This is a genomic window from Aquisalinus flavus, from assembly GCF_014640095.1.
Lineage (GTDB): Bacteria > Pseudomonadota > Alphaproteobacteria > Caulobacterales > Parvularculaceae > Aquisalinus > Aquisalinus flavus.
The window spans coordinates 2,510,715-2,521,424 of sequence record NZ_BMGH01000001.1 but is presented as its reverse complement, the minus strand read 5'-3'; the positions used below and the strand labels follow the sequence as shown (position 1 = coordinate 2,521,424).

Here is a 10,710-nt window from a genome sequence, read left to right as displayed (position 1 = left end):
TACGAACAATCATCGGGACGGCGCGGCAACGCCCGTCCCGAACCTCATTCAGGCCACGCCGTCATCGAGGCGCGGGCGACGGCGAGCAGGGCCTCCCGATCCGCCCCGTCGCGGGCGAGGACGGACATGCCCTGCGTCACGGCGAGGGCGAGGTCGGCAAGGACGGGGGGTGCGGTCTCCGGCGGCAGACGTCCGGCCGCCACGTCTCTTTCGATCCGCCTGACGATGATCGCCCGGATGGCGCGCCGTTCCTGCGCCACCGCGTCGCGCACATCGGCAGCATTCTTCGATCCGGTGGCCGTGGCGCTGGCGAGCAGGCATCCCCGCGGGGTCGCGTCGCCGGTATAGAGCCGCGCCGCGTTTTCGAGCATGCCGGCCACGGCCTGCCGCGCCGAAGACGCGCTGGCGAAGGCCGCCGCGAGATCGGCTGGATCGCCGGCATAGCGCCGCATCGCCTCGAGGAACAAGCGCTTCTTGTCGCCGAACGCCGTGTAGATGCTAGGCGCGGTCACGCCCATCGCGGCGGTCAGATCGCTGATCGAGGTCGTCTCATAGCCATGTTCCCAGAAGGCGAGCATCGCTTTTTCGAGCGCGGCGTCGCGGTCGAAGGACAGGGGGCGGCCGGTCTTGCGGCGCGGTGTCGGCGGGTGTTTCATAGTGCCCACTATTAAAGTCGTTGACGCCTTCGATCAAGGCGTCCATAGCTGTTTCATAGCGTTCGATATGAAACAGGAGAAAACCCATGTCCCTTGCCAGCTATCGCGCCCTCGGGCGATCCGGCCTTGTCATCAGCCCCCTGTGCCTCGGCACCATGACTTTCGGCTCTACCGGCCCCGGCGGCTGGGGGGCGGACGAGGCTGCATCGCGCGCGATCTTCAACGCCTATCGCGACGCAGGCGGCAATTTCGTCGACACCGCCGACATCTATGCCGGCGGCGTCAGCGAGACATTCGTGGGCAAATTCATCCGGGAAACGAACTCCCGCGACGCCATCGTGCTGGCCACAAAGTTCGGCTTCAACGGATCATCCAGCCCGCTGACCGGCACGGCAGGCGGCACCGGCAACCCCCATGCCGGCGGGGCCGGATCCAAGAACATCCACCGGGCGCTCGACGCCTCGCTGCAACGCCTCGGCACCGATTATATCGACCTGTACTGGATGCATGTCTGGGATGGCGTCACGCCGGTGGAGGAGATCGTCCCGACGCTGGGCGATCTGGTCCGCGCCGGGAAAATCCGCCATTACGCCTTTTCCGACATGCCGGCATGGGTGGCGATGAAGGCCGCAACGATCGCGTCCGAACGCCGGGTGCCCGGCCCGATCGCGATGCAGGTCGAATACTCGCTGGTGGCGCGCGACGTCGAGGCGGAGCATGTCCCCGCCGCGCGCGAGGGCGGCATGGGCGTGATGGCGTGGAGCCCGCTCGCCGGCGGGTTCCTGACCGGCAAGTACCGGCGCGGCGAGACCGCCGGCACCGGACGGCTGAGCGGGGCGAACCCGTTCGGCGACAGCAAGTTCACCGACCGCAACTGGGCCATTCTCGATACGTTGGGAGAAGTCGCCGCCGAGCTGGACTGCGATCCGGCGCAGGCGGCGCTGGCCTGGGTCATGGCGCGTCCGGGCGTCGCCTCGACCATTGTCGGTGCCCGCACGGCGGCGCAGCTGGCCGGCAATATCGCCGCGGCGGGCCTTCGCCTCACCGACGAGCAGATGACCCGGCTGACCGAGGCGAGCACGCCGGCGGCGGGTTTTACCGCGTCGCTCGCCTCTGCGATGATCCGGAAGATGATCTATGGCGGTCATGACGTGACCGGATGGGGAGAGTAGGGCCAACGCTGTCCGCATTGCAAAGCCGGGGCAGGCGGGCGGTGCGGCGGGTCGGGGACCAGGCCCGGACCGGGCTGCTCGATATCCCCTTTTCGGGGGATGGCGGGCGCCAGTGGCATGGCGCAAGCTTCGCGTCAGACGGCGGCCCGTCCGCCGCACTCGATCCGGAGCTGTCACATGATCCTTTCCCAGCTTTGCCAAACAGCCCGGCGCACCGGGATTCTCTTTGCCGCCGCCGCTGGCCTCGCCTTCATCGCATCTGCGCCGGCGCTGGCGCAGCAGGACGCCGAGGCGCTCTACACGCAGGGTCAGACGTTGCTGGCGAACGATAATCCTATCGACGGACGTATCGCCCTGCGCCAGGCCTGCGAACTTGACCATATCGAGGCGTGCAAGGCCTATGGCGACGACCTCAATATGGGCGGCTTCTTTGGCGACACCGAAGCGGTGCGGGATCGCTACTGGGCTTATGGCCGCGCCTGCGATCTCGGCGACGGCGAAGCGTGTCTGAAACTCGGGGATGCGCGCGCTCCGATTGGCTTGTTCTCCGCCCCGCGCACCCCGGAGAACTGGGCCGGGGCCGCGGCGGCCTATCGGCGCGCCTGTGACGAGCATCGGATCGCTGAAGGGTGCACGAGGGCTGGCGCGGTGCTCGGCGATAATTCCAACCCTGACCGCGACGCCATGGCGAGCCTGACCTATCGCGACCGCGCCTGTGAACTGGGATCACAGACCGCGTGCGATGCTTCCGCGAACGAACGCGCCGTCGCCAATGTGCGCGCCCGCGAGGCGGCGGCAGTCGAGGAACATGAGCGCCTCTATGGAACGACCGACAGCCGGGTTCCGGTCGGGCAGGCCTTCTACGACGTGCTGGCGCAAATCCTTCAAAGCGACGGGCGTACCACCTGGAGCGAGGCCAAGGTGACCGCCCTGCGCGGTCACATTCTGGCCGACGGGGTGGTCGATGGCGAGGAGCGCGACCTCATTGTCGAGATGACCTTTCCGCGCCTGCGGGTCTTCGTCATCTATCCCTCCAGTCAGCCTGACCCTTTCTCGGGAGACTCCCTGTCGACCACCCCGGTCAGAGATGAGGCGCTGCGGTCAAGCCTTCTGGCGCTGCTGGACTATACACCGGCCGATCTGAGCTGGGACGAGACCGACCGGCCGGGAACGATGCGCCGTCTGTTCGACGCAAGCCTGCATTCGCCGGAACTGGCCGCGCCGGCGCAGGCGGTGATCGCCGAACAGGTCGCACGCCTCGCCGCCGCCTCGACGGTGGAAAACGCCTACGGGCCGCTGCGCGGATTCATCACCGAAGCCATGGGCGTGGTGAACACCTATGAGGGCGAGGACAACGCCGCCGTGCGCGGACTCTTGTACGACGCCATCGTTGAGGGCGTCGAAGGCGCGCCGCTGACCATGCCCCGCTTCCTCTACAACTGGATCAGGCCGGGCGGTTATGGCGGCCCCGAAAGGCCCCGGACGCCGTGAGAGCGCCGGTGAAGTCCCCGAGCACCGGGGATGGCACACCAAGCGGCTGCGTCTTGGAGTTGAGGGCATATGCGGCTTGCAGGCCGCCTTGGAGAGGGGGGCCATGCCGATGAGACAGGTTTGCAGCATAAGGGTGAAGGCAAGGGCGATCCTGGCTCTGGGCATAGCGATAGCCGTGTCCGTCAGTTTCGGGACACCCCTACGCGCGCAAAGCCCGGTGTTTGAAGCGGGCGTCAACGCCGAGACATGCTTTCTGGCCTATCGCTCCGCCTCCCAGATCGCCCGGAACATGCGTGCCCAGAACCGAATGTTCCGCTTGCGCCAGATCATGGAGAGCGAGCCGGAGGCGCCTGGCGACGAGCCTGCGACCGCCGACACCGCGCTCGTGACGACCCTGCACGCCTGCGAGCGTTCGCTCGCGACCTCTGGCTCGCCCTTTGCCGATTTCAGCTTTCTTCTCTGGCGCACGCGTGGCCCGGACGGTGGATGGACGCGGAGCAATTTCCAATGTGCGGCGACCTATTTGGCCCATGCCGAGATCGCCAACCGTCCCGCCAGCGCGACCCGCGGCGAGCTGTCTACGCTGCTGGCACTCTCGCAGCAGGCCTTCCGGGCGAGGCTGGCGGAGTTTCCCCTTGACCCCCCCGAGATCGTCGAGCAGGCCGTTATGCGTGAGGCGGCGGCGATCCTCGATCGGCGCGGGCTCTTGCCCGACGCTCGGGCGCAGGCCGATTTTGATCGAGGCCGCACCGATTGCGACACGCGATTTTCAACCCAGGCCCCACCCGGCTAGAGCCGCCGCCCCTCGGCCGGGACGTGCTCGGGGAGCGCGATGCCCCTGCCCGGGCGGCGCGGGCGAGCGGGGATAACCGAGCGTGCAGTGCGGCGAAGATGGCTTCGCAAGGGCTGGCACTCCTGTTCCGGATTTGAGTGTTCATCTAGTCATGCCGTGCCGCACACTGGAACGTTTCTCGGCGCGGCGGGTTTTGCAACGCAGGGATTAGACCATGAACCGAAAACATGAGCTTGGGCGACAATGCATTCAGAACGCGGCACTCGGCTGACAACCCTCAATAGCTTCGGAACTGACCCGGGGTCGTTGAGCGCGGATATCTATATCCCCGAAACCGTTCAGAAGGACGGGCCTCTTGTCGTTGTGCTGCATGGCAGCGATCAATCGGCAATGAGCTATGATTACGGGTCAGGCTGGTCGACTCTTGCCGACGAACGGGGGTTTGCGCTTCTGTTTCCGGGACAAAGACTGAGGAACAATGCCATTGGCAGCTTCAATTGGTTCAAGTCAGGCGACAACCATCGCGGTAGTGGCGAGGCGCTCTCCATTCGTCACATGATCAAGCAGGTCGTCAAGGATCATGCTGTTGATCCGTCGCGCGTGTTCATCACCGGACTGTCTGCCGGGGGCGCGATGACATCCGTGATGCTGGCAACCTATCCGGAAGTGTTCGCAGGCGGCGCGATCATCGCCGGTCTGCCTTACCGCACCGACAGCCTCCTGCAAGCGTTGGTTCGCATGAAGGGCTATGGCAGTGCGTCGGATCAAACCCTTGATGAATTTGTGCGCGGCGCCTCCAAGTTTTCGGGCCCCTGGCCGACAATTTCCGTCTGGCATGGCGACACCGACAGGACAGTCGACATTTCCAATGCTGGTGCAATTATCCGGCAATGGCAGAAAATCCTCAAGGTCGGCGACGCCCCGACACGCAGGGAAGAAGTCGACGGTTTTCCAAGGAAGGTCTGGTGCGACGCGGATGGAAGGGAGGTCATCGAGGAATACATAATTAGGAATATGGGGCATGGCACCCCGATCAATGCCGAGGGCAAAGAGGGCCTCGGCAAGGAAGGCAAATATATGCTGGAAGTGGGTATTTCCTCGACACGGCACATTGCGGATTTCTGGGGCCTGACCTAGCGATCTGCGAACGCAGCAATTGCCTTTCACAAGCGACAAGATCAGGTCGCCCAATGTTGGGCTGGGTCCTGAGAATATCGGCGCCCGGAGACCGCTTCCAGGCCACCTGGCGCCGAAGCCAGTGCGCAGCCCTCATAGCCCTCGAAACGACGGAAAAATCCGGCCGCAGCCGGATGGGGGAGAACGCATTCGCGAGGGCAAGTGGCGGAGGGGATGGGGCTGCCGCCGGGACCTGTGAATGGTCAGGGATAGCAATTTGGCTGCGTGCGGAACCACAATGGCTTCGGGAGTGTTTTATCCGGGTTAAGCCTCGCCACGATCGCGCTCCATGGGGGGGCAGGCTGGCGTCGCTAAAAGAGGAGGCGGAAAATGCTTATTCGTTCCATACTGGCGTCCGGCGTTATGATGACTGCACTGGCTGTTCCGGGTCATGCCCAATCCCAGGAAAACGCTGCGCCGTTTCGCGCGGCAGAGCCCCGGCAATTCACGGCCGAGGACATGCAGCGCTACGGTCTCGAAGAACAAGAAGCGGCGCGGGGCGCCGAACTGCAAGAGCAGGGCTATCGCATTGTCGCCCTGACGCCGGAAGAGGCCGAAGCCTATCAGGCTGGGGCTTTCACCCAGACCGAATGGATTCTCATCGGCGTCGGCGCGTTGGTTCTCATCGCCGTATTATAGTGATCTTCGCTGTATTGCGTGGATTGGCGGTGCTCGCTCTTGCGGCGGGCGCCGTCGGCTGTGCGATCACCCCGTCTTCGGATGTATCGACATTCGCGGAACGCACCGCTGCGAACAGTTTCGAGGTTTTCGACCGCTTGGTTACGCCAGAACAGGCGCTTGTCCTGCCCGTCGTGCACGACCGCCAAACGCAGGGGCCGGCCTGCGGTGCCCATGCGCTGGCGAGCGTGGTCAATTACTGGCAGGGCGGGCAGACGGTCACCGGGCGCGAGATCTTCAGCGAGACGCCACCCGCCCGCGAGACCGGCTATTCGATGGCCGAGCTGGTGGCGCTGGCGCAGGCGCAGGGGCTGCTGGCCAGCCCGGTCCGGCTCGCGGAAGGCGCCGTGATCGAGGAACTCGAACGGGGGCGCCCCGTGCTCGTGCCGGTACGCCTGCCCGCGGTCTATATCCAGCACCGCGTCCTGCCCGGCGGCGACATTCCCCTGGTGGGAATGGTGCGCAACGCCGTGATCGACCGGGCGGGCTATGTATCGGAGCTCGGCGGCATGGGCATGGTCGCCCATTATCTTGTCGTGGTCGGCCATGACGAAGACAGGATCGTCGTCGTCGAACCGATCGGGGGGTATCGCACGATCAGCAGCCGGAAGCTGGAGCGCTACCGTCGTGCCTTCGGGGACGCGGCGATTGTGTTCAGCGCACCGCCGCAAAGCGACTGAGCGAAGGTCCGGGCAGGAGGTTCCAGCCGGTCGCCTACGCCAGGCATTCGCTGCGTCACACATCTGCGACCCGGCGCCGCGTGAGTAATTGAAATGTTATGAGCTGAAGGCTTGTGGCGGAGGGAAAGGACTCATCCTCCAACTCTCTGATAAGGCGAGGCGAATAGCATACAACTCCCGCCATCCCTCGCATTTCGCCGTATGCGCAGCGTTACGTTATTCGAAAGGATGACGGGCCACGAAACTCATCGGCAATCTGCTCGACATGTTTTTCGACAATCGTTTGCATCTCGCTTAAGCGTGACGCACTTTTTTCTGCTGAGCCTAGACGCCGATTGTCGTTACAGAGTTTTCCATATGGTTTTTGTCCGAGCCACAAGGTTAGTCAGCATGTGCCGGCGGGATGGCAAGAACATCTACCGCCGAAGCCCGCAGCACCTGTTCCGTTACGCTTCCAATGACGAGCTTGGCGAGCCCGCCGCGACCATGGGTCGCAAGCACGACAAGATCGGCGCGCTCTTTCTCTGCTACTTTCAAAATCTCAAATGCCGCTGGGGCCTCTTCGTTCCGGAGTATGGTTTCTAGGCCGTGAATTCCCGCAGAAGACAGAAAGTCCGATAGCTGTTGTGCCGCATTCATGCGCTCGTCCGCTAGGTAATGCTCGCGCTCCTCCTTGACCACCGTATTGACCCGCATAAGGTGCAATGCGGGTGCATCGAACACGTACAAGACTGAGCGACGGGCTCTCGTGCCTATTCCGAGTGCCTCAACCCGCTGCATCGCATTGCGTGACCCCTCGGAGAGGTCAGTGGTCCGCATGACATGCCGGTATTGTCCCGCAGGTGGCGCATTCACCATAAGAACAGGGCAGCCGACCGACCGTATGATTCTCTCGGCTGTAGTGCCTACAAAAACGTCCCTGAGAATTTGACGCCTGTGGGGCCCAACGATCAAAAGATCGGGCGCCGTCGCCTCAGCGGCCTCCGCGATTCCAGCGAATGGCGAGCCGAGAATGACGCGAGCATCGCTGCGAATGCCGTCTACGTCACGGAGCGTGGCAGTCATCTGCCACAAAAGTTGCTCCGCCTCGGCCCGTTCAGCATCGACGATACGTCGCGGCTGATCATCGTCCACGACATGGATCAAGCTGATGCTGGTCGCCAATTCGCGCGCAAGAAGGGCTGCACGCCTTAGCGCGCGATCCGATCGTTCAGAAAAGTCTGTCGCCACCAGAATTTTTTTCATCGTCTTGCCCGCCTCCTCGGCGCGGACACGGACGCGCAAGGTCCGCCGCGAGTCTCTGTCCCGGTCATCGAAAATACACTATGGTACTCTAAACGACGCCAGAGTGCATTGAAAGGCGTTGATTATGCCCCGTGAAGGAGATCGCCGACCTTCTGCAGGTCAACGAGGTCACCGTACGACGCTGGATCAAGGACGGCGAGTTGAGGGCGATTGATATCGGTAAGGGATGGCGAATCGGCCCGCAGGACCTTGACGCCTTTCTCGAAGGTCACGCGACGGGGCCCGCCGCCAAGCAAAACGGCGAGACGAACACGGCTCCGGATTTGTCCGAAGAAAAAAATACAAAGGAACCGAAGAATTGATGGAAGTGATTGTTCAGTCGCCATTTGCGGAGATCGCTGCACTGCTCGTGCTTGCGGCGGTGATCGGGTTTCTCGGGATCCTCCTGCGCCAGCCGCTCATCGTCAGCTTCATCGCGGTCGGCCTGATCGCGGGCCCTTCGGCGCTGGACCTGGTGCGGTCGGACGAGCAGATCAGCCTGCTGTCCGAGCTCGGCATTGCGGTCCTGCTGTTCCTCGTCGGCATCAAGCTCGACGTGAAGCTCATCCGCTCCCTCGGGGCGGTCTCGCTTCTGACCGGGCTCGGGCAGGTCGCCTTCACCTCGGTCTTCGGCTACCTGATCGGCCTCGGCCTCGGGCTCGGGCATGTCACCAGCCTTTATGTCGCCGTGGCGCTGACCTTCTCCTCGACCATCATCATCGTGAAGCTGCTGTCGGACAAGCGCGAGATCGACAGCCTGCACGGCCAGATCGCGCTCGGCTTCCTGATCGTGCAGGACCTCGTCGTAGTGCTGGCGATGATCGTGCTCTCGGCCATCGGCATCGGCGCGGCAGGGGACGGCGGCCATGGCGGCGGGTCTGTGTCGCTTGTACTGGGCTCGGGGGTGGCCATGGTGGCGCTGGTGGTCCTCTTCGTCCGCTACGTCGCCAATCCGCTGACCGAGCGGCTGGCGCACGCGCCCGAGCTTCTCGTGATCTTCGCCATCGCCATGGCGGCGATGTTCGCGGCGGCGGGCGACATCGTGGGGCTGGGCAAGGAGGTGGGCGGCCTTCTCGCCGGCGTCGCGCTCGCCTCGACGCCCTATCGTGAGACCATCGCCGCGCGGCTGGCGCCGTTGCGCGATTTCCTGTTGCTGTTCTTCTTTATCGCGCTCGGCTCCGCGCTCGACCTGTCGCTTCTGGGCGCGCATGTCAGCGGGGCCATTGTGTTCTCGCTCTTCGTACTGATCGGCAATCCGCTCATCGTGCTCGCGATCATGGGGGCGATGGGCTACCGCAAACGCACGGGCTTCCTGGCGGGCCTGACAGTGGCGCAGATCAGCGAGTTTTCCCTGATCTTCGTAGCCATGGGGGTGTCGCTCGGCCATGTGCAGGAAGACGCGCTCGGTCTCGTCACCATGGTTGGGCTCGTGACCATCGCCGCCTCGACTTACATGATCACCTATTCGCATCAGCTCTATGCCGTGTTCGAGAGGTTCCTGGGTGTATTCGAGCGCAAGGGCACGCCGCGCGAGCCGTCCGAGGCCGGGGCGCATCGCAACGACGGTCACACGGTGATCATTTTCGGGTTGGGGCGCTTCGGTACCGCGATTGGGCTCCGCCTGCAGAAAAGGGGTATCAAGGTCCTGGGGGTCGACTTCAACCCGCTGGCCATTCGACGCTGGCGTGAGCTTGGCCTCGAAACCGAGTTCGGCGACGCGACCGACCCGGAGTTCGTTACAGAACTGCCACTCGCGCGGGCGGAATGGATAGTTTCGACCGTGCCGATTCACCCAACCGGCCTCAGCCACGAGGACACGCGCACGACGCTGATCCAGCTCACACGGACCGCCGGTTTCCGCGGGCGCGTGGCCGTCGCGTCTCATCACCCCAAGGACACCGAGGAGCTCTTCGCCTCCGGCGCGGACATGGTGCTGGAGCCGTTCCATGACGCAGCCGACCGCGCCGTCGATCTCCTCTGCGGCGCACCGGAGGAAGAGCGGACCAAGATCCCGCCCATCAATACGGAAGAGAAACAGACGGACTAAAAAGCGGCGTCCGACGGGTCTGTTGCGAAGGATCTGATAGTTTATTCGAAACCAGGCGAGTTGCGGACAACCGCAACGAACTTCTGCGAAATGGCGGAGAGAGAGGGATTCGAACCCTCGGAACGCTTGCGCGCTCAACGGTTTTCGAGACCGCCCCGATCGACCACTCCGGCACCTCTCCGCGGGGAAGGCAGGTCGTATCTTTTCCGTCAGTTTAATGCAAGAGCTATATGAGAGTAACGTGGTCGATCTCACTGAGAGCTAGCGCGCTTTGCGCGCGGGCGACCACTCCGGCACCTCTCCGATAAGCCAATTCTGTCACGCGCGGTCGTTCCGCATGCCTCGCCGGATGGATGACGTCCTCCGCCGGAAACGTCTTTCGCGCGCTGTGCGCGAGCGCCTGTTCCGGTCTTCATGGCGAGAAAAAGGTCTCTATCCATTCCATCGCCGGAATGCAAGAGCAGATCGGCCCCTCCGGGCATCCGGAGTGTCGGGGGCGGAGCTTTCCGTGGATTGTTGGCCGGACACCGCGGATTTTACCCGCTGCAATCCCACTTGCACCGACCCGAGCGGCGCCCAAACACCATTTCGTGGAGAAAAGTTCCAATAATTGATCGTCCTCGGGAATCTTCGTGCGCGCAATACGGCTTATTTAGTTGGCGGCGCAAATGCTTGTCAGGCCTTTGATTCCCGTGCAACTCTTGTGACTGCAATCAGTTAAGAGGGGCAGTTT

At 63.6% G+C, this 10,710-nt stretch carries 10 protein-coding genes and 1 tRNA gene; 8 read left to right on the top strand and 3 right to left on the bottom strand.

From position 1 onward, the window contains the following. Nucleotides 1-44 precede the first annotated feature (44 nt). Nucleotides 45-656 carry a TetR/AcrR family transcriptional regulator gene (locus tag IEV88_RS11455; protein WP_188158320.1) on the bottom strand — a complete coding sequence of 204 codons (612 nt, stop codon included), beginning with the start codon at nt 654-656 and terminating at the stop codon, nt 45-47. An 86-nt stretch (nt 657-742) separates the two neighbouring features. Between IEV88_RS11455 and IEV88_RS11450 the strand changes: the two genes are divergently transcribed. The 6 genes from IEV88_RS11450 (at nt 743) to IEV88_RS11425 (ending at nt 6,646) form a co-directional block, all read left to right on the top strand. Next, nucleotides 743-1,828: an aldo/keto reductase gene (locus tag IEV88_RS11450; RefSeq protein ID WP_188158321.1), complete on the top strand. Its 1,086-nt coding sequence runs from the start codon at nt 743-745 to the stop codon at nt 1,826-1,828. Between the two features lie 177 nt (nt 1,829-2,005). Next, entirely contained in the window at nt 2,006-3,319 is a 1,314-nt protein-coding gene (locus IEV88_RS11445) for a sel1 repeat family protein (protein WP_188158322.1), read from the top strand. 103 nt (nt 3,320-3,422) lie between these two features. Beyond that, nucleotides 3,423-4,112 (top strand): hypothetical protein, encoded by a 690-nt coding sequence (locus IEV88_RS11440; protein WP_188158323.1) that lies wholly within the window; start codon nt 3,423-3,425, stop codon nt 4,110-4,112. 243 nt (nt 4,113-4,355) lie between these two features. After that, complete coding sequence (locus IEV88_RS11435; protein WP_188158324.1) at nt 4,356-5,249, top strand: extracellular catalytic domain type 1 short-chain-length polyhydroxyalkanoate depolymerase; 894 nt, start codon at nt 4,356-4,358, stop codon at nt 5,247-5,249. 369 nt (nt 5,250-5,618) lie between these two features. Beyond that, nucleotides 5,619-5,927: a hypothetical protein gene (locus IEV88_RS11430; protein ID WP_188158325.1), complete on the top strand. Its 309-nt coding sequence runs from the start codon at nt 5,619-5,621 to the stop codon at nt 5,925-5,927. 29 nt (nt 5,928-5,956) lie between these two features. Then, nucleotides 5,957-6,646, top strand: coding sequence for a papain-like cysteine protease family protein (locus tag IEV88_RS11425; protein ID WP_188158326.1), 690 nt, complete (start codon nt 5,957-5,959; stop codon nt 6,644-6,646). Nucleotides 6,647-7,027: 381 nt separating this feature from the next. Here IEV88_RS11425 and IEV88_RS11420 read toward each other — a convergent pair whose 3' ends face one another. After that, nucleotides 7,028-7,891: a universal stress protein gene (locus IEV88_RS11420; RefSeq protein ID WP_188158327.1), complete on the bottom strand. Its 864-nt coding sequence runs from the start codon at nt 7,889-7,891 to the stop codon at nt 7,028-7,030. Between the two features lie 131 nt (nt 7,892-8,022). Between IEV88_RS11420 and IEV88_RS11415 the strand changes: the two genes are divergently transcribed. Together IEV88_RS11415 and IEV88_RS11410 are read left to right on the top strand one after the other, a co-directional pair. After that, nucleotides 8,023-8,253, top strand: a complete 231-nt coding sequence (locus IEV88_RS11415) for a helix-turn-helix domain-containing protein (protein ID WP_188158328.1) — start codon at nt 8,023-8,025, stop codon at nt 8,251-8,253. Continuing rightward, nucleotides 8,253-9,977 carry a cation:proton antiporter gene (locus IEV88_RS11410; protein WP_206711190.1) on the top strand — a complete coding sequence of 575 codons (1,725 nt, stop codon included), beginning with the start codon at nt 8,253-8,255 and terminating at the stop codon, nt 9,975-9,977. The genes IEV88_RS11415 and IEV88_RS11410 overlap by 1 nt, the downstream gene beginning before the upstream one ends. A gap of 91 nt (nt 9,978-10,068) precedes the next feature. Here the strand turns inward: IEV88_RS11410 and IEV88_RS11405 are convergent. Further along, nucleotides 10,069-10,158 (bottom strand) — tRNA-Ser (locus IEV88_RS11405). Nucleotides 10,159-10,710: the final 552 nt, after the last annotated feature.